19 protein-coding genes are annotated in these 23,797 nt (G+C 39.8%); 16 read left to right on the plus strand and 3 right to left on the minus strand.

Going from position 1 to position 23,797, the window contains the following annotated elements:
* The first annotated feature begins 175 nt into the window (after positions 1–175).
* The 8 genes from VMW39_03890 (at position 176) to VMW39_03925 (ending at position 10,560) form a co-directional block, all read left to right on the plus strand.
* Positions 176–952 carry a type III pantothenate kinase gene (locus VMW39_03890; protein ID HUW23153.1) on the plus strand — a complete coding sequence of 259 codons (777 nt, stop codon included), beginning with the start codon at positions 176–178 and terminating at the stop codon, positions 950–952.
* Between the two features lie 435 nt (positions 953–1,387).
* Complete coding sequence (groES, locus tag VMW39_03895) at positions 1,388–1,675, plus strand: co-chaperone GroES (protein ID HUW23154.1); 288 nt, start codon at positions 1,388–1,390, stop codon at positions 1,673–1,675.
* Between the two features lie 79 nt (positions 1,676–1,754).
* Positions 1,755–3,371, plus strand: a complete 1,617-nt coding sequence (gene groL, locus VMW39_03900) for a chaperonin GroEL (protein ID HUW23155.1) — start codon at positions 1,755–1,757, stop codon at positions 3,369–3,371.
* A gap of 586 nt (positions 3,372–3,957) precedes the next feature.
* Positions 3,958–4,710, plus strand: a complete 753-nt coding sequence (locus tag VMW39_03905) for a glycosyltransferase (protein HUW23156.1) — start codon at positions 3,958–3,960, stop codon at positions 4,708–4,710.
* A 460-nt stretch (positions 4,711–5,170) separates the two neighbouring features.
* Positions 5,171–5,356, plus strand: a complete 186-nt coding sequence (locus tag VMW39_03910; GenBank protein ID HUW23157.1) for a hypothetical protein — start codon at positions 5,171–5,173, stop codon at positions 5,354–5,356.
* A gap of 224 nt (positions 5,357–5,580) precedes the next feature.
* Positions 5,581–7,197: a hypothetical protein gene (locus tag VMW39_03915; protein HUW23158.1), complete on the plus strand. Its 1,617-nt coding sequence runs from the start codon at positions 5,581–5,583 to the stop codon at positions 7,195–7,197.
* 140 nt (positions 7,198–7,337) lie between these two features.
* Positions 7,338–9,353, plus strand: a complete 2,016-nt coding sequence (locus VMW39_03920) for an alkaline phosphatase family protein (GenBank protein HUW23159.1) — start codon at positions 7,338–7,340, stop codon at positions 9,351–9,353.
* A 1-nt stretch (position 9,354) separates the two neighbouring features.
* Positions 9,355–10,560: a radical SAM protein gene (locus VMW39_03925; protein HUW23160.1), complete on the plus strand. Its 1,206-nt coding sequence runs from the start codon at positions 9,355–9,357 to the stop codon at positions 10,558–10,560.
* Between the two features lie 5 nt (positions 10,561–10,565).
* On the opposite strand, the gene VMW39_03930 is transcribed toward VMW39_03925, so the two are convergent.
* From VMW39_03930 to VMW39_03940, 3 genes are read right to left on the minus strand one after another with little or no spacing between them, the layout of a single operon-like run.
* Positions 10,566–12,338 (minus strand): sulfatase, encoded by a 1,773-nt coding sequence (locus tag VMW39_03930; protein ID HUW23161.1) that lies wholly within the window; start codon positions 12,336–12,338, stop codon positions 10,566–10,568.
* A 14-nt stretch (positions 12,339–12,352) separates the two neighbouring features.
* Positions 12,353–13,255, minus strand: a complete 903-nt coding sequence (locus tag VMW39_03935; GenBank protein ID HUW23162.1) for a UbiA family prenyltransferase — start codon at positions 13,253–13,255, stop codon at positions 12,353–12,355.
* Between the two features lie 35 nt (positions 13,256–13,290).
* The gene (locus VMW39_03940; GenBank protein ID HUW23163.1) at positions 13,291–14,166 is read right to left on the minus strand and encodes a farnesyl diphosphate synthase; all 876 of its coding nucleotides are present in this window, start codon (positions 14,164–14,166) and stop codon (positions 13,291–13,293) included.
* Between the two features lie 398 nt (positions 14,167–14,564).
* Between VMW39_03940 and VMW39_03945 the strand changes: the two genes are divergently transcribed.
* The 8 genes from VMW39_03945 (at position 14,565) to VMW39_03980 (ending at position 23,792) form a co-directional block, all read left to right on the plus strand.
* Positions 14,565–15,524, plus strand: a complete 960-nt coding sequence (locus VMW39_03945) for a glycosyltransferase family 2 protein (protein HUW23164.1) — start codon at positions 14,565–14,567, stop codon at positions 15,522–15,524.
* Entirely contained in the window at positions 15,487–17,508 is a 2,022-nt protein-coding gene (locus VMW39_03950) for a tetratricopeptide repeat protein (GenBank protein ID HUW23165.1), read from the plus strand. Before VMW39_03945 ends, VMW39_03950 begins: the two co-directional genes overlap by 38 nt.
* 245 nt (positions 17,509–17,753) lie before the next feature.
* Entirely contained in the window at positions 17,754–18,626 is an 873-nt protein-coding gene (locus tag VMW39_03955; GenBank protein ID HUW23166.1) for a glycosyltransferase family 4 protein, read from the plus strand.
* Between the two features lie 91 nt (positions 18,627–18,717).
* Positions 18,718–19,911 (plus strand): glycosyltransferase family 4 protein, encoded by a 1,194-nt coding sequence (locus tag VMW39_03960; GenBank protein HUW23167.1) that lies wholly within the window; start codon positions 18,718–18,720, stop codon positions 19,909–19,911.
* The gene (locus VMW39_03965; GenBank protein ID HUW23168.1) at positions 19,899–20,882 is read left to right on the plus strand and encodes an SDR family NAD(P)-dependent oxidoreductase; all 984 of its coding nucleotides are present in this window, start codon (positions 19,899–19,901) and stop codon (positions 20,880–20,882) included. The genes VMW39_03960 and VMW39_03965 overlap by 13 nt, the downstream gene beginning before the upstream one ends.
* A 21-nt stretch (positions 20,883–20,903) precedes the next feature.
* The gene (locus tag VMW39_03970; GenBank protein HUW23169.1) at positions 20,904–22,019 is read left to right on the plus strand and encodes an MraY family glycosyltransferase; all 1,116 of its coding nucleotides are present in this window, start codon (positions 20,904–20,906) and stop codon (positions 22,017–22,019) included.
* A 65-nt stretch (positions 22,020–22,084) separates the two neighbouring features.
* Positions 22,085–22,960 (plus strand): ABC transporter permease, encoded by an 876-nt coding sequence (locus VMW39_03975; protein HUW23170.1) that lies wholly within the window; start codon positions 22,085–22,087, stop codon positions 22,958–22,960.
* Position 22,961: 1 nt separating this feature from the next.
* Complete coding sequence (locus VMW39_03980) at positions 22,962–23,792, plus strand: ABC transporter ATP-binding protein (protein ID HUW23171.1); 831 nt, start codon at positions 22,962–22,964, stop codon at positions 23,790–23,792.
* Positions 23,793–23,797 lie beyond the last annotated feature (5 nt).

Genomic DNA, 23,797 nt, shown 5'->3' on the forward strand with positions numbered 1-23,797 from the left:
GTAGAGACAGAGGACGGCAGGAAGAGAGTTGTTGCTGGCGACGTGACAATACTCTCGAAAATGTAGCCGCAGAGCGATAGCTCTGCGTCAATGTAGGGGCGACACTCCGTGGTCGCCCAAAGGAAGGGACGGCACAGAGTCTGTCCCCTACGATTCCATAAAAAGGGAAGATGTTATGCTTCTGGTGATTGATATCGGCAATACGAGTATCTCCTTTGGTGTTTATACTGGGGAGAAACTGATAGAGAGCTGGAGAATTTCAACAAGTGCAGGAAAGACTCCAGATGAGTATGGAGTAGAAGTCTTAAATTTCTTCGATTTTGGAAAAATCGACAGAAAAAAAATTTCAGGGATTGCTATATCCTGTGTGGTTCCTTCCCTGTTACCTGTTTTTGAAGAAATTTCCCAGAGATATTTTCACATCAAGCCCCTTGTAGTTGGCCGGGAGGGCGAGTTGGGGATGCCTATTTTGTATGATAATCCTAAAGAAGTGGGAGCTGACAGACTTTCAACCAGTATTGCTGCTTTTGAACTGTATAAAGGTCCGGTTATAGTAGTCGATTTTGGTACGGCTACAACTTTTGATATAATTAGTGAGAAGGGAGAATATGTGGGAGGGGTGATTGCGCCGGGAATTGGTATCTCCTCCCAGGCGCTTTTTGAAAAGGGAGCCCAGCTACCCCATGTTGAGCTGGCTAAACCAGAAAGTGTTATTGGTAGGAATACCGGAAAGAGTATGCAGGCAGGAATAGTTTATGGTGCGATTGGACAGGTGAGAGAGATACTTTCCAGAATAAAGAGAGAAATCGGAGGGAATCCCAAAATTGTGGCTACCGGCGGATATGCCAGTCTCATCGCACCAGAGGTAGAGATGATAGATACGGTAAATCAAGATCTAGTTCTGGAAGGGCTCAGGATACTCTGGGAGCGAAACTTTCGAGGTCAGAAATAGGCATGTGGATTTTGTGGAAAAGTCTGTGGATAACTTTGAAGTTGTTAAGGGGAAGATATCAAACCATACAGTGTGGTGCGCGCCCGGACGGGAAGGTTAATAGAGAGTGGTTGGAGTGTCAAGCGAAAGCTTGACCCGAGGAGGTGAAACTTTCATTTCACACTCCAAAAGGGGCAAAACCTTTAGTTGGGTTATTGCTTTCGGCTACTAATTACATGCATTGGTAAAAAACAGAGAAAATTGGAGTATTTGGGAGAAAATTGCAATTTTTCTGAAATAAACGGGAATTCTGGGAATTTTTGTCTCTTGACTTATTCGCTTCAAAAATATATATTTAGCACTCTTGACGTATGAGTGCTAATGGCTTCGCAACCTGAAGGTTGCGGCTACCACAACTGTTATGGTGGGAATATCTTAGAAAGGAGGAAGAACTCAATGAAGGTTAGACCGCTGGGTGATCGGGTGCTGGTGAAACCTTTGGAAACAGGAGAAAAGAAAAAGGGCGGAATTATTATTCCTGACACTGCTAAAGAAAAACCTCAGGAAGGTAAAGTTATTGCAGTGGGAAAAGGTAAGATTACTGAACAAGGGAAAACGCTTCCCCTGGACGTCAAAGTAGGGGATAGAATACTTTTCGGTAAGTATTCTGGTAATGAAATAAAGATAGATGATGAAGACTACCTAATTGTAAGGGAAGAAGATATCCTGGGAATCATTGAATAAAAAGCAAAGAAGGACGGGTGAGATGTTGATAAGTCACTCATTCGTTCTTATTAACTGAATTCGAAAGGGGGTTAATAAAATGGCAAAGCAAATGAAGTTTAATGAAGAGGCGATGCGTGCAATAATGAGTGGTGTAGACCAGCTGGCAAATGTGGTGAGAATCACTCTGGGGCCAAAGGGCAAGTATGTAGTTCTGGATAAGAAATTTGGTTCGCCCACCATTACCAATGACGGAGTGACTATAGCTAAAGAGATTGAACTTAAGGATCCTTTTGAGAATATGGGCGCTCAATTGGTAAAAGAGGTTGCCTCCAAAACAAACGACGACACTGGTGACGGTACTACTACGGCAACTCTCCTTGCCCAGGCAATTGTGCGTGAAGGAATAAGGAATATCACTGCTGGAGCTGACCCTATTCATGTTAAGAGGGGAATTGATAAGGCAGTCAAGACAGTAGTAAAGGAGATAAAGCAGAAGAAAAAAGATGTGAAGACTAAGGAGGAAGTTGCACAGGTAGCTTCCATAGCTGCCAACAGTCAGGAGATTGGGAACTTAATTGCTGATGCTATGGATAAGGTGGGCAAAGATGGAGTAATCACAGTGGAGGAAGGGAAGGGTGCTGATACCACTGTGGACATTGTAGAGGGAATGCAGTTTGACAGGGGCTACATTTCCCCATATTTCGTTACTGATGCTGAGAGGATGGAAGCGGTGTTGGAGGATGCCTATGTTCTGCTTACCGATAAGAAAATCAGTTCTATGCAGGACCTTCTGCCGGTGCTGGAAAAAATTATTCAGACGGGCAAGCCCTTTGTCATTATAGCTGAAGATATAGAAGGAGAAGCTCTGGCTACACTGGTGGTCAATAAGTTGAGGGGAACGCTAAAGTGTGCAGCAGTTAAGGCCCCGGGCTTTGGAGACCGCCGAAAAGAGATGTTACAGGATATTGCAACTCTCACAAAGGGAACGGTAATTTCGGAAGAGATGGGAATGAAACTTGAAAAAGCAACCCTGGATATGCTTGGCCAGACAAAGAGGGTGACCGTCGATAAGGAAAACACCACAATTGTGGGGGGTACTGGGAATAAGAAAGATATCGATGCGAGAATTGCGCAAATTAAGAAACAAATAGAGGAAACCGACTCGGATTACGATAAAGAGAAGCTCCAGGAGAGGTTGGCGAAGTTAGTGGGAGGAGTGGCTGTAATTAATGTGGGGGCAGCTACTGAGACTGAGATGAAAGCAAAGAAGTTCAAGATTGAAGATGCCATGCACGCTACCCGAGCTGGTGTAGAAGAGGGAATTATCCCCGGTGGCGGAATAGTGCTTTTAGGAGCAACTGAGGCTATTTCTAAATTGAAGACGGAAGATACAGATGAGCAGACGGGGATAAATATTATAAAGAGGGCCTTAGAAGAGCCTTTAAGGCAGATTGCGGAAAATGCCGGTTTTGAAGGCTCTGTGGTCGTGGAGAAAGTGAGGAAGAGCTCGCCAGGGGTTGGATTAAATGCTGAGACTGGAGAATACGTAGACCTAATGAAGGCGGGCATTGTTGACCCGGCTAAGGTAACTCGCCTGGCTCTGGAGAATGCAGCCAGTATCGCTTCAATATTGTTGACTACAGAATCCTTGGTAACTGACATACCTGAGGAGAAACCTGCCATGCCTCCTATGCCTGGCGGTGGTATGTATTAAGGTATACTGACAGGAAGCGACGTAGTTGACTGTCCTTTCCCGATCCCCCATCCCGCCCTCTATGCACTCTAAGATATCTCTTCTTGCTTAAAGGGGAGATAGGGCGGGCTGACGCTATAACTTCATCTTTTAGCGAAAGCAAAATCCCCAAAAATTCCTTCCACAAACGGATTAGCTACCGTAATTGAAATCAGCCCAAAGTGTTGATATAATCCACCAAACGTGGTTTATGATTGCAAGAAAAAGTACTCGTGAGAATATTGCCAGGTCGTCAGCTTGACAGCGGCAACAAGGGTTCTTTGTGCCTTCGCTTTAGAAATTAGAGCAATTATTATGTTCGTCGTCCATCTTGTCTCAACTGGTGTTTAATACGCAGACGGTCAAAGTGCTGAGCCTCGGCATGCCTGGAAGTAAAAGAGGTGGTCGAGTGTTTTTTCAGGGGACTTCATACCAGGCGGTCGGTTATTTATAGAGAGATCATCCTTGCATGTATGGTAATAGGTAGAATGGCTTATTTTCATATAGCTTTAAAAGACATTGATAATAAAGAAAAGAGATGTTAATATAAAATTCAGGATTGGATAATATGGATAAAAAAATATTAAGTGTAGATATAATAATTCCCGTCTATAATGAAGAGGGCTGCTTACAAAAAAATGTGCTTATCTTATATAATTATTTAGAGAAAACAGCTGATTTTTCTTGGAATATTATCATAGCTGAGAGTGCTTCTACTGACAAAACTTCGCAAATCGCAACAGACTTAGCATCAGAATATAAGAGGATTCTATATGTCCACATTCCGGTGAAAGGTAGAGGTTATGCTCTTAGAAAGACGCTCCTTGAAAGTAACGCTGATATTGTATGTTATACGGATGTGGACCTTTCTATTAATTTACGTTATTTAAAGCTCTTAATTGAAGGTATAACTTGTGGCTTTGATGTATCTATAGGTTCAAGATTAATGCAGGGCTCGAGAGTGAAAAGAAGGTTAAAGCGCAAAATAATTTCAAGAATATATAATTTTTTGATTAAAGCTTTATTTTTTAATAGATTTTCAGATGCGCAATGCGGGTTCAAGGCACTAAGAACTGATGTTGCGAAGCAGATTGTTCCACTGGTGAAGAACAATAATTGGTTTTTTGACACAGAGCTTTTACTTTTGGCAGAGTATAATAAATATAGAATATTTGAGATTCCCGTAAAATGGACAGAAGACGTAAAAACAAGAGTTTATATGACAAAGGTCATATTGCAGTTCCTAGCTGGTCTTCTGCGTATGAGATTTTCAATTCATAAAAATAGAGTTAGGAATAATACAAAACGGGAACCATGGTGAAAATGAGTGACGCCACGTGTCTTTAGATATCGCTTTCCAGGAGTAGTAAAAAGAACCAGTAATTACTTTGTACTATATACGAATATGATGGGCAGAAAATGGTAGTACATCAACGTAAAGAAAGAAGACAATGTAAGCTTTCAAGTCATCTCTAATGGGACTGAGCGTCAGTTTAAACGTGAAGATGGTCTTAAATATAAATACGGACTCTCAAAGCCAGAATTTTTCGCTCTATTATTTTTTCTTGTAGTTGCTAACTTATGCACAATAAATTTTATTAATCGAGAGAATTATATTTAGTTTTGGCATTATATATGTTATTGGGCGAAGCACATAGAAATAAGTGATTAGAAGTCCTTTATCTTGCAACCATAGACCATGTTTGGTAAATTATATCAACACTTTGGGCTTATTTCAATTCTGGCAGCTTATCCGTTTGTGTAAATAATTTTTGGGGACTTTGCTTCCGCTAAAAGATGAAGTTGTAGCGATAGAACAATCGCCTAAAATGGAGATAAAGATTAGGCTTTGCTGCTACAAGAGAGCGGACGACCACAAAAGACACCATAATGGTGGCCTACCAATTGATACTCTAAAGATGCCTTCCTATGTTTCCTATCTAATTAATTTCTACCGTAGTGAATGAGGGTTATTTGTTTCTTATTATTATTGATAAAAACAATCAAATTTGGTATAAATAAAGCGACAATTACCGCTCCTTTTTTCAATTTTATCTCTAATGCAAGCTTCTTGACGGAGAGGTGCCTGGGGGACTGAAGGGGCGCATTTGCTAAACCTGTAGTAGTGATTATAGATAATGTAAAGAAATTTCGAAAGAAAAACGTCTTCCACGAGACAATTGAGATTTACATGATAAATTTTAAAGATATCATTAAATTCAAAAAGGCAACAAAAACGCAAGAGTATTTCATAGTACTTATTAGTTTCTTATTTTTGGTGTTCGGATTTCTTGCATTTACTGGTACACTTTTTTCCGGGTTTCATTTTACAGTTGATCATGAAATGGTTAGAATCAACGATCAGCTCAAGCATAAAGACTTTTGTCACGTGGCGAAAGGGGTAATTTCAAACGATCTAAATAAACGCTTTAGACCTTTTTACTATTTACACAGGGTTCTACAAACGCGATTGTTTGGAATAAATTTTACTCTGTGGTATATCTATAATGGTTTGCTTGCCGCTTTCTGTGCCTTTTTTCTTTATCTCTTTGCCCGTAATGCCAATTTCTCATTTGCTCAATCATTATTTTTTTCATTCTTGACATTATTGGGACCACAGGCTGCAATCTGGTGGAGATTAGGTCTATCTGAAACGCAAGGAATGTTTTTTCTCGCTTTATGTTTATTTTTTTTGGCAAAGAGCGTTTACGCCTACAGGCATAATGTTCTTTATAATTTGGCTTTTGTTGTTTCTCTAATTATAACCTCACTTTGCAAGGAAAGCTTCATAGTTTTAATTCCCGCGATATTATTTTGGAAAATATGGCTCTATAGTTCGCGAAATAAAATTTCATTTATGGAGGCTATTTACAAAAATTTATTTTCAATAAGTCTTCTGGTATTGATAATGCTAATTGAACTATATATCATTATCGCCTTTGTCGGGACAAATAAATTAGGCTATGTAGGCGTGGATCAAAATATTCATTTATTCAGATTATTGGGAAGGTCAATATATTTTACTATAAGAAGAGGACCTTTTATTTTGGCTTTATTTGGGGTGTTTTTGATTATGCGGTCGCGGCTGAATAATGATCAAAAGTTTTCAATCTATGAGATATTTAAAGTTTTTGTAGATAACTTTTTAAAAATAATTATCTTGTTTTCATTAATATTTTTTCCACAGGCATTTTTATACAATAAAACGGGTTTTTGGGATAGATATTTTCTCCCTGCCTTTTTGGCATTTTCTGTCTTAATTATTTATTTGCAAAGAGAGATTAATAAGTCCGGAAAAATAAGCTATTTTTCTCAAAAAATATTTGTCATATTGCTGATTATTATGCTTTGGTTTAAGGTTGAGCCTACTATACGTATAGCTAAGGCTTTTACAAACGAGGGAGTTGCAACCAATTCATTCCTTAAATCGATTGCAGAGAATACAAATGAAGATTCAGAAATTGTAATTGCCTCGGACCCTGTGGATAATTTTGAATGGAGCATTTCAATTTCAACTTATTTGAAATTAGTAGGCAATAGAAACAACCATTATTTTATATGGATTGAGACAGACTGTATTGTTCATAATTCAGAATTCAGCGAACGCCTTAGGAAGGAGATAAAAGCGAAATTCAAGGATAAAGATTTAACAGATATTGATGATTTTCAGAAAATTGAGTGTGTTGGTATTTTCCCAGGGCTTGAAAAAACATTCCTTGCTCAATCCTCAACATGGTTCAAAAGAAACAGATATCAAAGAGAAGCTTCTGACAAATTTGTAGTGTACATAAAAAAAGACGGCACCTAACATTGCGTAAGCGAAAAATAGATTTCGCTCATCTTGCTTACGAGAGACCGCTAAACCAGTTTTTCAAATTCAAATATGGCGCTTTCACGCTTTTTTCAGGTGAAGAGTGGCCCTTAGATATGGAGGGCGAAGGGGTTGTTATGCTTAAGAGAAAGACGGTTCTTTTATTACTTATAATTATACTTTTTTTGTCTGTTTCTGGAGGATTCTTTTTTTATAATTCTGTTAAGAGAGAAGCAAACACTGGTCTTTCAGAGAAAAAGGTCATCATTTTAGGATTTGATGGAATTGACCCGGATTTGCTATCAAAGTGGATGGAAGAAGAGAAACTGCCCAACATAAAAAGTCTTCAAGAAAGAGGAACTTTCTTAGAATTGGGGACAACTAATCCTGCGGAATCGCCTGTTGCCTGGTCCAGCTTTGCCACGGGCACCAATCCAGGTAAGACGTCCATTTTCGATTTTCTCAAAAGAGACCCTCAGACTTATATGCCTGACTTCGCTACTACCTCTTTCAGTGAAGGTAAGTTCTTATTGCGGCTGTTTCCTGTGGAAAAGCCGAGCATTACCTGCAATAGAAAAGGGACATCTTTCTGGCAGATAGCCTCCCGGAATGGGCTCAGGTGCGTAGTCTTACAGGCACCGGTCACATTTCCTCCCGAGAAGGTTGTGGGAGGGAAACTTCTTTCCGGTCTGGGTGTACCCGATATTCGTGGGACACAGGGAACCTTCTCTTATTATGGTACGGATGTGAGGGAAGAAGGGGATACGGAGATGGGAGGAAAAATCAGCGAGGTCAAAATAGAAGATAGAAAGATAAAGACTGTAATTCACGGGCCAAGGAATAGATTATCGAGGAGGCGCGAAGAAATATTGGTTCCTCTGGAGATTGAGATAATCAACGACAAACAAGTCATAATAAAGATCCAGAATAGAGAAGAGAAACTGGAAGTTGGCAACTGGAGCGATTGGTTCGCGATTAAGTTTAAGATGAATCCTTTAATTAAAGTATATGGAATGGGAAGATTCTATTTGATAAGCATCAAGCCTGAATTCAGGCTCTATCTATGTCCAATAAACTTCTATCCCAAAAAATCACCATTTCCCATTTCTTATCCAAAATCGTTTTGCAGAAAACTGGCTGAAGAGATAGGGCTATATAAGACCCTGGGCTGGGCTATCGATACCTGGGCTCTCAGTGAAAAGAGAATTGACGAGAAGACTTTTTTAGAAGACCTCTTTTATACCATGAATCAGCGAGAAGAAATAATGATGAATATGCTGGAAAAGAAAAATTTTGACCTGTTCAGCTTTATTTTTCAAGCGAGCGATAAGGTGCAGCATATGTTCTGGAGATTGATTGATGAGACTCATCCTGCTTATGATAGAGAGAAGGCAGAGAAATATGGCGATGCCATATTGAAAGTTTACCAGAAGATGGATGAAATAGTGGGAGAAGTTATGCCTTTTGTGGATGAGGACACCACCCTTTTTCTAATTTCCGATCACGGGTTTCATCCATTCAGGAAAGCAGTGAATCTTAATACATGGTTAGTGAAGAATGGCTATATGACCCTCTTATCCCAGGAAGGGAAAGAATACAAATTGGAGGACCTTTTTGGCAAGGGCGAGTTCTGGCCAAATGTTGACTGGCAGAGAACTAAGGCATATGCTTTAGGGCTGGGCTGTATCTACATAAATCTAAAAGGTAGAGAAGCATATGGGATAGTGAAGCCAGACGATGAGTACAATGGTTTAGGGGAAGAGATAGTAGCTAAACTGAAAAATTTGAGAGACCCGGTCACTGGTAAAAGAGTAATAGTGGATGTTTATAAAAGAGAAGATATCTACCAAGGAGAGTATTTAGAGGAGGCTCCTGACCTGGTAGTTGGCTTTAATGAAGGCTACAGGGTATCCTGGCAGACTGCACTGGGAGGTATCCCTCCTGAAATAATTATGGAAAATAAATCGAACTGGAGCGGAGACCACTGTTCTTTTGACCCCTCCATAACCCAAGGAATATTTATTTCCAATAAAAAATTTGCTGGAGAATCGCCTTCCATCATTGACATTGCACCCACAGTACTTGAGATTTTCGACCTGCCAATTCCAGAAGAGATGGATGGAAAACCAATAAAATTTCGGGTAGCTAATTGAAATGAAAAAGCACTTGGAAAAGTTGAATCCAGGAATATTGAAGTTAGATCTATTTTGCAAAGGTATGAAGATTGACCCCAGCTGCAATTTGGAGAAGGATGCTCGCCTGGTTTCCCGCATAAGAGCGGGGCTGGGAAGTGGCCTGGAGATGGTTCTTCCGGATAACCTATATGCTAACGTACCTGTTCTAGAAGAGTTTGCTAAGAAGAGTCCTTTTCTTCTGATAAAAAGGAGTGGCAAATATTATATAACAAAAGAAGGAAATGACTTATGTCAGGTCACAATACCTTCTCAACCTTTTTGGTATCAGGAGAGAACAAGTAACGGGACATTGATGTCCAGAGTTGGTATGTTGCAGGGTACATATTTAGCAATATATCCAGCCAGAGTGTGCAGCTATTGGCTAAGTGAGCCAAGACAGAATTGCAAGTTCTGTGCCACAGGACTCAATGTGGGAGTTACTGAAGAGGCGGAGAAGAGTGTCCAGGACGTGGTGGAGACTGCAGTTGCTGCTCGAAAAGAGTCGAGAATAACTTTCGTCCATTTCAATACCGGCTACTGTGAAGGAAAGGCTTTAGATATTCTGGCTCCTTATGTGAAGACGGTCAAGGAGAAGACAGGTCTTCTAATCGGAGTCCAATGCCCACCACAGAAAGAACTGTCCAAATATGATATGATGATGGAAATGGGAGCAGACCATTTCTCATTCTGCTTCGAATTTTTCAATAAGGAAGTATTTCAAGAAGTATGTCCTGGTAAGGCAATAACTTTAGGCCAGGGGACTTTTTTCAGAGCTATGGAGTATACAGTCGCAAAAATGGGCAAAGGTAAGGTTTCCGGGGAGATTATTGCTGGTTTGGAGCCAATTGGAGACACACTTAAGGCAATAGATTATATTACCAGCGTAGGCGCATTTCCCACTATCTGTATATTCCGTCCTCTGGCAGGCACAGATTACCAGACAAAGCCTTCACCAAAGTCTGAGGATATGCTCCTAATTTTCCGCCATATGTATGAAGCTTGCAAAAAGAACTCGATTCCCACTGATATTGCTCCCAAAATAAGAGTAAGCCTGGTAGTTTTGCCCTACGAAGGAAGGTATTTTATGGAAGGTTATGGCTTTGATGATTTCATCTATAGCTGTAAGCTGGCTATGATGCGTATAATTTTCAGAACTTACTACGGGATTAAACTCTTCCTGAGGTAGACCAATCAATGTAGGTACCCTAACGATTCTAGCCTTTCTTTGAGTTCTTTATCAATATGGACTTCCTCAGTTGCCTGCGGCTTTCCTTCGCTTGTCAAAGCGATGAAATCTTCCAATTGCTTCTTTAGTTCTTGGGCTATGAGTGGTCTCTTTTTGATTATGTTGCTCTGTTCTTTTGGGTCGTTTATCCTGTCATACAGCTCATCGGGTTCTCTCCGATTCATAATGTATGTCCACTCCTCTGTCCTTATTGCTCTCGAGAAGGGAGCATTTCCCCATTCTTCGCTGGTACAAGCAATGAAGTTTCCTTCAATCTCACTGCCTTCTATTAATGGTAGAATACTTTTCCCTTGCATCCATTCAGGGAGAGAAATATCTAAAATATCCAGTATCGTGGGCGTAATATCGATGCTCTCCACTATTTCCTCAACGACTTTTCCTTGACATATTCCTGGAACTCTCATTATTAAAGGGACATGTGTTACTATTCTGCTGGCTTCTCCTCCATGACCGACCCTACCCCTTTCACCTAAACGCTCCCCGTGGTCCGCAGTAATTATAATAACAGAATTATTAAAGATATTGAGTTTCTTTAACCTCTTAACCAACTCACCAATTTCATCGTCTACATAATTGATTCCTGCATCGTAAAGAGCAATCAGGTAGTCAATCTCTTCTGGGGAAAGGTTCAGAGCGGTAAGCTTATAATCGCCTAGTGTGCTTAGAGCTCGCTGGTCAGAGTAATTTCCAATGTAGAGAGTGCGATAAGGCATAGGGGGATCATAAGGAGAATGTACATCATAAGTATGAAGGAATAGGAAGAATTTTTTATCTTTAACTTTTTCCAACCATCTAAATATATTATCCTTGTGAAATTTTATGGTGCGCGATGTGTTTATTCTATCGAAGAAGAAATCAAATCCCTGACCAAAGCCATATATTGAGGACATAAATGCACCGCCCACAAAGCCAGCTGTTATATAATTCCAGTTTTTTAAAATCTCAGTTAAAGTGACAGAAGATTTTCCTATCTTTTTTTCAGACCCTGTAATTTTATGAGTCCAGGGGTATTGAGATAAGAAGATTGAGCTGTGGGAAACTACGGTTGAGCACGCCTGGCTAAAACCATTTTTAAATAGAACACCCTGACTTGCTAGCTGGTCAATATTGGGAGATGTGTTTCTGTGGTATCCATAACAACTCAGGTGGTCTGCTCTCAAGGCATCAATGGAGATGAGGATTATATTAGGCCCTTTAGGGCGAGTATTCAACCGATAAGAATAGATAAATCCATTACAGATAAGGATTAAGATAATTGGCACCAGTACCAATTTTCCATTAGCTACCTTATTTAAGAAGCTAAATTTTTCTCGTAGTTTTGTACTGATACCGATTGGGTAGAATACTCCGTAAAGCATTAAAATAAATGAAAGGTAACTGAATGGACTTATTCGTCTGAAGCTCGCTATGTATAACAATATCATAAAAGAAGAAATAAGTACTAATCCACTTTCTCTATAAATTTTAATCATCATCAAAGAAATAATTGCTGCTATGGCTAGTATAACCGATACCGATACTGCACTGTTAAGACTAAGTTGTATCGTAGCTAAAGCAAGATTATGTAACGAATTCTGGAAGTATGCATTCGAGGAGACCAGACTCACGCCTTTTACAATACCAATGATAAATCCTACAGTCAGGCCCAAGATGAGGCCAAATTTGATCCCTTTAATAATATCATTTATTATTGATTTTATTTTCTTTTTCTCTTCCATTTCAAAAATCCTCTCTAAACAAGGTAAGCTAAGGCAAAACCTATCTGTCCTACTAAAAGCATCAGGTACATATGTTTCCAGGAGATGTGATTTGCTTCCAGGGTCAGTTCTTCGGGTTTTCTCAGGACTAAATAAGCAGTGTAACTGCCCCAGGCCACAAGGATGACCGTTAACGGGTATAATACTATGGGTGACCCGGTCAATATGCCATTAATTTTGCCATATGGAATTAATAGAAATGGTAATACAAAAGAAGGAGCGATGGTGATTGCCGCTTTCTTGGCTCCGAGAATTATAGGAATCGTATTGCATCCGTACATCTTGTCACCTTTTATGTCAGAGAAGTCCTTGGTAGAGGCAGCGCCCAAAAGATAAAGCGCAAATATGGAGCCGATGAACCAGGGTTCAAAATTAAAGAAACTTCTCACTGCTGTCCAGCCAGCGACTATGAGGAGACATCCTCTGGGAATGGCAATGGTTAGATTGGCTGCTATTGCCCATCTTTTGGTTCTAAAAGGCGGTGCGGAGTAAGCGTAGGTAATTAGAGCAGTCATCAGAACGATAATAATAAATTGCTTGTTAGGAACCAGGTATGCTAAAAAGAATGAGAAGGAGTAAAGCAGAATACTGAACAACCGGCTCTCTTTTAGAGAAATTCTGCCTGAAGGCAGGGGTCTGTTTGGTTTGTTTACTCTGTCGATACTGATATCGTAATATTGATTTACAATATTGGAGGCTCCATTAAGAAACGCAGCAGAGAGGGCACCCAGAATAATTGGATAGACATAGGTAAAGGTCAGCACTATTTGACTACTGGCACCAATAGCAATTAAGCCTCCGCTTATAAACCCGACTGTGGGAGACAGGAGGGTAAACGGTCTCATAAGTTCCCAATAGATTTTAAGTTTTCTTAACATATTGGGCCACGAGGCTCAGCTTCGCCACTCCTTCACTAATTCTCTCGTTCTAAAATATATTCTGCCAATTCCCTTAAGATTTTCCCTCTTGTGACAAAAATCTTCAGGCTATGAATGGAGGAGTTTACCAGTTTAGCAGCAAGCTGTCTTGCCTTTCCCATTCCCAGAACGGTAACAAATGTCGCTCTGTTTCTATCTTTGCTTTCATCTTTTCCTGTCAGTTCTCTTTTACCCGTAAAATCCAAAATATCATCTCTTATTTGATAGGCTAAACCAATATTTCTGGCGTAATTCTTTAAAGCCTGTCTCTTTTTTTCAGATGCTCTACACAGTCTTGCCCCAATCTCACAGGCTACCACAAAAAGTTTTCCTGTCTTGTGTGTATGGACATATTCCAGTGTTTTTAAATCCATAGTTTTAGAATCCAAATCGACCGTCTGTCCACCAATCATCCCGCAAGAACCGATTGCTTCCGAAATATCTTCCATAATTTGACTGGCAACCTTATTATCTATTTTAGCTTTTCGGCAATTCTGAGCGATAAGGGCCAAACCTTTCATTAACAGGCCATAGGCAGCCAGTATTGCTACCGCTTCGCCGAATACCTTATGGGTTGCTGGTCGTCCTCTTCTGAAATTGGCATTATCCATTGAGGGAAGGTCGTCAAGAATCAAAGAGGAAGTATGAATTAGTTCGATACCGCAGGCAGCCATTAGAAGGTCAGCCTTCTTTCCCACGACTTTAGATGTGGCCATGGTGAGGATTGGTCTGATTCGCTTGCCGCCATTCAATAGACTGTATCTCATTGCCCGATGTATCTTGGGGGGATATGCATCTTCCTTGGGAAGGCAGTTTTCCAATGCTTCATCGATTTCTTCTCTTTTTATTTTAAGATATTCTTTTATTTCCATAATTTCCTTTATTTTACGATAAATTAGAAAGCTAAAAAATTACACACAAATTTGTAGAAAAGTTTAGCAAATTGAACACTGACCTGTCAAACAGAAAACCGAAGGGCGCTTTTTTGTTTGACAAACTTCCTCGATTTTGATATAATTTTTCAAATTTTTATTCTATCGCAATTCGCCTACCAAAGGGACAAATAATCTCAACAGGACTATAGCTAACACTCCATATACCATAGGTATTTGAAAATTCTAAATCCGAAATTCTACACAATCTCTACATGCATGACCAGGATAGGTCGGTCACCCTTCAGGGTGACGGAATCGGCACTCTAAAGAGTGCCCGACCAGATGGCACCGTAAACGATACCCGACCAAGTGGGCATTCATAGAAAGGCAAGGAAGTGGTCGATTTATCGATTATAATTGTTAATTACAATGTGAAGCATCGCTTAAGGGAATGCTTACAGTCTATTTATGGCAATACAAAAAAAATAAGTTTTGAAGTAACCATCGTAGACAATAATTCCCGTGATGGCAGTGTAGATATGGTCAAGAGTGAATTTCCTGAGGTTGAGTTAATAGAAAACCACCAAAATTTGGGCTTTGCCAAGGCTACTAATCAAGGTCTAAGAGAGAACAAAGGAAGATACAGGCTATTGCTAAATCCAGACACAATTGTTTTACCCAATGCATTAGACAAAATGGTAGAATTTATGGAAGCAAATTCCCATGCAGGTGCATTAGGATGTAGGTTACTGTATCCTGATGGAAGATTGCAACCATCCTGCAGGAGTTTTCCCACTTTAATTACTGCCTTCTTTGAAAATACGGGACTGGAAAAGTTATTTCCAAAGAGTAAAGTTATGGGAAGGCATCGAATTGGTTATTGGGGTCATAATGATATTCGAGAAGTCGACCAACCAACGGGCGCAGCTCTTATGGTAAGAGGAGAAATAATTAGTCAGGTAGGATTAATGGATGAGCAATTTTATATGTATTATGAGGATATAGATTGGTGTTTTAGGATTAAGAAAAAAGGATGGAAGATATACTTTATCCCTTTAGCGCAAATAATTCATTATGGAGGTCAAAGCGCCGGCCTGAATATGCCTAAGATGAGAATTCAGGGATACAAAAGCAGACACAGGTTTTTCAGAAAACACTATGGAATTCTTTCGGAATGGATAGTGAAACAGATGGACCTTTTGGGATTGATTTTGAAAACATTATATAGAACCGCCATCATATCAGTCAATTCAATGAATGGAAACAACCACGACAAACAGTACTCCCGAGGAAGTAGAGAAATATTAAGAGATTTATGTGGGGTTATTAGGAGATTTTGGGAAATTTGGATATGAGAAAAAGGATATTGGATTGAAAAATAGAGCCAATGAGAAAAATATCAACAGAACAATAATGGTCATCATATTGATACTGGTTATTGGAACACCGCTTCTCTATGCAAGGTTTATCCATAATCCCTGGTTTATATCAACAATGAAGATAACGTTTATTCAGGTACTGGTCATTATAGGAACCGGTTTATATCTATTAACGGAAGGCAGATACAAATTAGTCAAAAGTGGATTGAACTATCCCATCATTGCTTATATAATTGCCTGTAGTATATCGTTATTCTCTTCGGTCGATATTTACATTAGTGTATATAGCCTGTTCTCCATTGTTCTCCTTGCCGGGTTATACTCCCTTGCGTCAAATGTTATTAAGGATGGAAAACAGATAAGAAGAATAATGGTTTCATTAATCTTCGTTTCAGGGTTGATTTCAATCTACGGCATAGGTCAGTACTTTGGGATAGATTTGCTAAATTTAAAGGTTGTTGGAAGCGGTTATATTTCAGGCCCTTTTGAGAACCGAAATGTTCTGGCAAGCTTTCTGGTGTTTACCATGCCGGTAAGTGCAGGCCTTCTCTTTGAAAAAATTAGTAAAAAATTAAAGATAATAGTTGGTTTAGTCGCGATAATAACTCTGATTGCCTTAATTTATACACGCACCCGTGGAGCCTGGGTAGGATTTATGGGAGCTATGGCCTTCTTTGCTGGCGCGAAACTGATGGCAGAGAGAGGGATGAAAAAAATTTTTAAGAGCCTGTTTGGCAAAAAATCTCTTATTATTATTTCTTTAATGGTTATTTGCCTTGGTTTATTGATAAGATATGATTACAGGAAGCGCGGTTCTTTTACTAAGAAATTTCTCTCCATTGCTGACCTCAAAGATCCGGCGACAAGGCACAGATTTGTTATGTGGCGCACTGGCATTGACATAATAAAAGAGCACCCATTGTCAGGCACCGGTATTGGCACTTTTGAAAAGATACATACAAAATATCAAAGTAAGTATCTCAGGACAAGGAAATACGGAAGGTTTGAGGGATTATCAAAGTTCATCCACAATGACTACCTGGAAATAACCGCAAATACGGGCATATTAGGTTTAGGAACCTTTCTCTGGCTTATTGTGACTCTCTACTGGACAGGCCTTAAGAGACTTAAGCAAATAAACAGGTCAACATATTCTCCAAATTTACTCATCATCATTATGTCGAGTCTTACAGCAGTACTGATTCATAGCTTTTTCCATTACTCTTTCTATTTGCCAACAACAAGCATGTTATTCTGGCTCTGGCTTGGGTTGTTAAATACTGGCAGTAGTAAATTAGAAAAAACTAAGGAGAATATCCGTCCTTCGATAATAAGACAGAGCGCAATAGTAGTCATAACCGTTCTTCTTCTGCTCTGGGGGACCAAGCCTTTTATGGCAAGTCTCTACTTTGACAGGGCAACTTACTATAGCATGAGCGGCGACTACGATAAAGCAATTGCTATGTATAAGAAGAGTATAAAGTTGAATCCTGTAGATGAGAAGGCACGTAATAATTTGGGAAATGTTTACAGGAATATAGGTCTATATGGAGAAGCAATGGAAAAGTACGATGAAGCCTTAAAGATTAATCCATATCTCGTCGAGGCCTACAATAATTTGGGCATCCTTTATGTTAACAAAGGCTTATACGAAGAGGCAATAAGAGAGTATATGCTTGCTCTGGAAATTAATCCTAATCTCGCAGGAGTACACAATAATTTGGGGAATATATACAGAAAAAAGGGCCTATACGATAAAGCATTAAAGGAATACCAGGAAGCTGTAAATCTCGACCGTCGGCTTGTTGAAGCCTACAATAACCTTGGAGTTACCCTTGCTGAAATGGGAGAACTGAGGGAGGCAGTGCGACAATTCAAGAAAGCCCTGCGGATTAATCCGAACTATGAACAGGCGAGATTGAACTTAAAGAAAGTAGAAGATATATTGAAGCAAAAGTGAATTTGTCCCGATTTATCGGGATAGCAATTTGAGAGGCTGGATTCTAATTTATGAGAGTTATCTTTCTAACGCAAACTTCAGAATTAGGACCTTCCAGTAGGCATCGCGTTTATCAGTATCTCGATTTCCTTAAAAGGGAAGGCGTAAATTTCAGAGTTAGCCCTGCTATTTCCTCTAATCATTTTACAAGAGTATATAACACCCATAGGCCTATCAATAAACTGCCATATTTTGGTCTAGTAGTATTGAAACGTTTAATAGATTTAACTATGATTGGAGCAGGCGACATTGTCTTTCTGCAGAAAGAAGTCCTGCCACACGCCTATCCTTTAATAGAAGGACTTATCAAGAAGTTGAACAGGAAATTAGTCTTCGATTTTGATGACGCTATCTTCCTTCTGCCACCGGGAAGGAGAAGTCCCCTTTATGATTTTCGGTATCGAGACAGCATCCCCAGAATTTTAGCTATGAGCGACTATGTTATTGCAGGGAACGAATATTTGAAACAATATGCCTTAAGATTCAATGGAAACGTTGAAGTAATACCAACGTCTATTGATACTGAGATATATTGCGTTAAACGGAAAAATAGTAGGGACAAAATAAATATTGGTTGGATAGGGAGTCAAAGCACAGTATTTTACCTTGACCAGTTAAGGAATGTGTTTACAGCCCTTGCTAAAAGATACAATATCTGTCTAACTGTCATTGGTACAGGGGATTATAGAGTTGACGGGGTGGAAACAGTTGCCTTACCCTGGAGACGGGAGAGAGAGATTTCAGATTTGCAATGTTTTGACATTGGGGTAGCCCCTCTTGTCAATGATGACTGGGCTTTGGGTAAGTGTGGATGTAAAGTCATTCAATATATGGGAGTGGGAATTCCAGCAGTTGCTTCTCCAGTGGGGATAAATGGTGAAATTATCGATGATGGTGTCAATGGCTTCTTGGCCGATTCTGATGCAGAATGGATTGACAAGTTATCGCAACTTATTGAGAACGAAGTTCTAAGAGAGAGATTTGGTTTCATGGGTCGAAAGACAATCGAGGAAAGATATTCGGTTAAAATTAACGCTCCCAAACTTCTTGAAATTTTGCACAGGGTTAATAAAATGTAGCTGTAGAGCGATAGCTCTGTATTGTAGGGGCGACACTCTGTGGTCGCCCAAAGAGAGGGACGGCACAGAGTCCGTCCCCTACAGGAAAGAGATGAGAAAAATTAAAGTACTGCATATCATTACTCGTTTAATTTTGGGTGGGGCACAGGAAAATACAATATTTACTGTTTGGGGCTTAAATAAGAACGAATATTATGAGGTAGAGTTAGCGACAGGACCGCCCATCGGGCCGGAAGGAAGTCTAATAGAGGAAGCTGAAAAGAGAGGAATTAAGTTAAAGATAATACCCCATATGAGAAGAGAAATCAATCTTGTTCGAGATGTCTTAGCCTTTATTGAACTATATCTTTTGATTAGAAAAGGGAAGTATACAATAGTCCATACTCACAGCTCTAAAGCCGGTGTTCTGGGTCGATTGGCTGCCAGGATAGCAGGTGTGAAGATAATAATTCACAGTGTTCATGGCCTGCCTTTCTTTGAGTATCAGAACAAATTCTTAAATTACATCTATATTTTATGTGAAAGGTTCGTCGCTCTTTTTACTGATAGGCTAATTTCAGTATGTGATGCAATGGCGAGAAAGGCAATAGCAGCTGGTGTAGCTAAGGAGGACAAATTTATAATCATTTACAGTGGCATAGAACTGGAACATTATTCTAACAGTGACGTTTTAATAGCCGAAAAGCAAAAAGAGTTGAATTTGGACCCTGATGTTCCAGTTGTGGGAAACATATCTCGCCTCTTCGAGTTTAAAGGTCACAACTATTTCCTGGAGGCTGCTTCTCAGGTAGTGGAGGTTTTTCCGGAAGCGAAGTTCCTCTTAGTGGGGGATGGTATCCTGAGGGAGAGATTAATACGCCAGGCAGAAGATTTGAAAATAAGAGATAATATTGTGTTCACTGGACTTGTAGAACGAAAAGAGATTCCGAAACTAATATCAGTTATGGATGTCGTTGTTCACACATCATTGAGAGAGGGACTCCCCCGAGTCTTGCCGGAGGCGTTAGCAATGGCTAAGCCGGTTATAGCATTTGAGATAGATGGAATGCCGGAGATAATAAAAGATGGAGAGAACGGCTATTTGATTCCTCCCAAGGATTCAAGAAAGTTAGCTAACTCTATTATCCATCTTTTGAAGGATAAAGAAAAAGCAAGAAGAATGGGAGAAGCTGGACGAAGCATGGTCAATCCTGCTTTTGAGCTGGAAGTGATGGTGGAGCGCATCAGTGACGTTTATAAAGAGTCAATTGAAGAGAGAGGCGGTGTCTTCAAATGGTGGCATTAATAACTGGAGGAGCTGGTTTCATTGGCTCACACGTAGCTGAACAACTCCTCAAAATGGGAAATAGAGTTCTGGTAATTGACGACCTTTCCACTGGAAAGAAAGAGAATATCGACCATCTGGAAGTAGACGAAAAATTTTCATTTATTCAGGGCACTATCCTGAATGAGCCACTAATGGAGAGATTGGTCGACGAGTGCGATATAATCTACCATCTGGCAGCTGCTGTGGGTGTAGAGTTCGTCATTGGCAATCCCATAAGGTCGATAGAAATTAACGTTCTGGGAACAGAGTTAGTACTGAGGCTGGCAGAGAAGAATAAAAAGAAGGTAATAATTGCTTCATCCTCAGAAATTTATGGGAAAAATCAGAAGGAAGTTTTCACAGAGAGCGATGGTAGGGTATTGGGAACAACACTTACCCATAGGTGGAGCTATTCCTGCAGCAAAGCTTTGGGTGAATTTTTAGCTTTAGCCTATTGGCGGGAGAAGCACTTGCCCATCATAATAGTAAGACTTTTCAACACCTGCGGTCCCAGACAGACAGGGAAGTATGGGATGGTTGTGCCGAGATTCATTGAACAGGCCCTTTCTGGAAAACCTATTACTATTTGTGGTGATGGAAATCAGACCAGAAGTTTCGCTTATGTAAGTGATGTTGTAAATGGAATGGTTAGATTAGGCAGCCATCCTGGGGCAGTGGGAGAAATCTTTAATTTAGGAGGTAAGGAAAAGATTACCATTTCTGATTTAGCCAAGAAAATAAAGAGATTTACCAAAAGTAATTCGGAGATAGTTTACCTGCCCTACGAAGAGGTTTATGGAAAAGGCTTTGAAGATATGAGACATCGAATACCCGATACTACTAAGCTCCGCAATCTAATTGGTTATGTGCCGAGGGTAGGGCTGGATGATGCTTTCAAAAAAACTATTGAATACCATAGAGACAAAAAGAACGTGGAAACTTATCCCTAAAGAAAGGGGGTTTGGTTAAAAATGTGGAGTTTTATTTACTTGTATGTATTTTGTTTTTCCCTTTTGTTGAGCCTATTGTTGACGCCCTGGACAAAGAGGTTGGCCCTCAAGTTCAAAGTTCTGGACTATCCCGGAGAGAGAAAGTTACAAGGTAAACCGATGCCTTTATTAGGTGGGCTGGCAATCTTTCTCGCCTTTCTTGTTACCATAGTAGTAAACATTCTTATTCTACTCATAATAAAGTCGAACCCGGGATTTCTCAATCTTCTGCCGAGCGACGTTGGTTCGACCCTTATGAGGAACCTTCCCAGATTCTTAAGAGTGTTGCCACAATTAATCGGTATTCTACTGGGAGGGATTGTCATACTTCTATTAGGTTTGATAGATGATATAAAGGGCTTAAGACCAGAGACCAAAATTTTGGGTCAGGTCCTGGTAATTTTGCCACTCATTACGCTGGGAGTCAGGATTACGCTCTTTATACCAAGTTTTTTTATTAGTAGCCTGATAACTCTCCTGTGGATGGTGGCTATCATCAATGCTTTCAATCTTTTAGACAATATGGACGGCTTGACCACGGGTGTAGGGCTTATTGCTTGTTTCATCTGCTTTATAGTAACTTCTCAACAACATCAGACCTTTACCAGTATTGCCCTTCTTGCTTTTGCTGGTGCGCTTCTGGGATTTCTTCGCTACAATTTTAGTCCAGCAAAAATATTTTTAGGTGATGCGGGAAGTATGTTCATCGGTTATATGCTGGCTGTTCTGACAATAACTACTTCCTACTATAGGGAAGGTTTTCCGACTCATTTACCAGTAGTTATGCCCATCTTGATATTGGCAGTTCCCATCTTTGATACACTTTCAGTTATTTCAATAAGAATTAAGAGAAAAGAACCGATATTTGGTGGAGATAAAAACCACTTTTCCCATCGTTTAGTCGCCCTGGGATTCAGCCAGAGAGGGGCAGTCCTTTTTATCTATTTAATAACTTTCTGTTTAGGAATTACAGCTACCCTGCTTACTCAGGTAAATATTTTAGGAGGGATTATTATTTTTATTCAGGCAGCGCTTGTTCTAACCATTATTGCTCTTTTGGAGAGTGTTGCAAAAAGAGAGAGAGGGATGAAGGGATAGTTATCGGAGTCGCTCAGTCAGTAAATTAGAAAAAGATGTCATTGCGAGGCGAAGCCGTGGTCCCGATGAATCGGGACTTCGCTCCTTTTCCCGATTTTCAATCGGGACTGGCAATGACATTTGTAGATTATCCCTTCATCCTTAGAATTCTAAGAGGTAGGAATATGTTTTCCAACGTTATAGAACTCTATCGCTATCGGGCATTAATTATGAGTCTCGTCTTAAAAGAAGTGAAGCTTCGCTATCAGGGTTCAGTTCTGGGGTTCCTCTGGACATTTTTGAATCCTCTCCTTTTGATGTGTGTCTATACAATCGTATTCTCCATCTTTCTTAGAATTAGGGTTGAGAATTATCCCGTATTCTTATTTTGTGGGCTCATTCCCTGGGTGTGGTTCTCTACCTCAATTTTGGAGGGAGCAGACTCTATAGTCAGGGGTGGTGACCTCATTACCAGGGCTCTATTCCCTCCACAGGTTCTGCCCTCTGTAACCGTCTTTTCCAACCTGGTAAATTTTGTTTTCAGCCTTCCCTTGCTATTTATTTTCCTCCTACTTTTTAAGGTTAAGACTGGTATTGCCTTAATTAGCTTGCCAATAGTAATGATAATCCAAGCAGTTTTTACTATGGGGTTAGTTTTGATGGTCTCTGCTCTAAATGTCCATTTTCGAGATATTCAACATATACTTGGCAATGTAATTATAATGTGGTTTTTTGCCACACCAATTTTGTATCCTATGACTTCAATACCGGTAAAGCTTAGGTTTATAACCGTTATAAATCCCATGTCCACGTTAATTAAAGCTTATCGGGACATCCTATTTTACAGACAGTTTCCCAACTGGCGCGTTCTGGGAATTACACTCTGTTTTGGATTTTTAGTATTCTTTTTAGGGAATTTGATATTCAATAGGTATAAAGAGTCGTTTCCCGAAGAGGTCTAAATTGGTTGCAGTTAAATTGAAAAATGTTTCAAAAGTGTTTGCCAGGCAAGTATTAAAGAGAAAGTATACCACACTCAGGGAGACCCTCCTACATTTTGACTGGCTGAAAAATAGGAGAAAGGTGAGATATGTTGATGCCTTAAAAGATATCAATTTGACAATAGAAAGAGGAGAAAGTGTTGGAATCATCGGAATGAATGGTTCGGGTAAAAGCACTCTCCTTAAATTATTGGCAGGGATATATAAGCCCGATTCAGGCAAAGTATACGTTAAGGGAAGGGTTGCTTCTCTGATTGGATTGGGAATAGGTTTCCATCCTGGATTTACAGGCAGGGAGAATATCTTCATTAATGGTATAATTTTGGGCCTTTCAAAGAAAGAAATAAAGAGAATATTTAATGATATTGTGAAATTTGCTGAACTCGAAGATTATATTGATGAGCCTGTAAGGATCTATTCTGACGGAATGTTTATGCGCCTTGGATTTTCGATAGCTATTAATATAGACCCTGATATCTTATTAATTGATGAAATCCTGGCTGTGGGAGATGAATATTTCCAGCATAGATGTGCAGAGAGAATTGCCGATTTCAGAAAGCTAGATAAGACTATGGTGATTGTGAGCCATGAATTGGAAGCAATTGAAAAATGGTGCGATAGAGTGGTTTGGCTGGATGGGGGTATCATAAAAGAAGTTGGAATTCCTGGTAAAGTGATAGATTCTTATCGGAAAGCCATTGTAGAAAAAGAAGGGAAGATACTATCAGAAACAAGGAGTAGCGAGGTAGAGCTCCACATCACGGCACCGCAAATAGTGCTGGACCAGAGGTAGGATAG

The organism is bacterium, from assembly GCA_035530055.1.
In the GTDB taxonomy this organism is placed as follows: Bacteria; UBA6262; WVXT01; order WVXT01; family WVXT01; genus WVXT01.

Bases quoted from the DNA above. Each gene is read 5' to 3' on its own strand.
- VMW39_03940 (HUW23163.1), bottom strand. From the start codon at position 14,166: ATGGAAATAAAAGAATATCTTAAAATAAAAAGAGAAGAAATCGATGAA.
- groL (HUW23155.1), top strand. From the start codon at position 1,755: ATGGCAAAGCAAATGAAGTTTAATGAAGAGGCGATGCGTGCAATAATG.
- groES (HUW23154.1), top strand. From the start codon at position 1,388: ATGAAGGTTAGACCGCTGGGTGATCGGGTGCTGGTGAAACCTTTGGAA.
- VMW39_03915 (HUW23158.1), top strand. From the start codon at position 5,581: ATGATAAATTTTAAAGATATCATTAAATTCAAAAAGGCAACAAAAACG.
- VMW39_03935 (HUW23162.1), bottom strand. From the start codon at position 13,255: ATGTTAAGAAAACTTAAAATCTATTGGGAACTTATGAGACCGTTTACC.
- VMW39_03905 (HUW23156.1), top strand. From the start codon at position 3,958: ATGGATAAAAAAATATTAAGTGTAGATATAATAATTCCCGTCTATAAT.
- VMW39_03920 (HUW23159.1), top strand. From the start codon at position 7,338: ATGCTTAAGAGAAAGACGGTTCTTTTATTACTTATAATTATACTTTTT.
- VMW39_03890 (HUW23153.1), top strand. From the start codon at position 176: ATGCTTCTGGTGATTGATATCGGCAATACGAGTATCTCCTTTGGTGTT.
- VMW39_03925 (HUW23160.1), top strand. From the start codon at position 9,355: ATGAAAAAGCACTTGGAAAAGTTGAATCCAGGAATATTGAAGTTAGAT.
- VMW39_03960 (HUW23167.1), top strand. From the start codon at position 18,718: ATGAGAAAAATTAAAGTACTGCATATCATTACTCGTTTAATTTTGGGT.
- VMW39_03975 (HUW23170.1), top strand. From the start codon at position 22,085: ATGAATCGGGACTTCGCTCCTTTTCCCGATTTTCAATCGGGACTGGCA.
- VMW39_03930 (HUW23161.1), bottom strand. From the start codon at position 12,338: ATGGAAGAGAAAAAGAAAATAAAATCAATAATAAATGATATTATTAAA.
- VMW39_03965 (HUW23168.1), top strand. From the start codon at position 19,899: ATGGTGGCATTAATAACTGGAGGAGCTGGTTTCATTGGCTCACACGTA.
- VMW39_03970 (HUW23169.1), top strand. From the start codon at position 20,904: ATGTGGAGTTTTATTTACTTGTATGTATTTTGTTTTTCCCTTTTGTTG.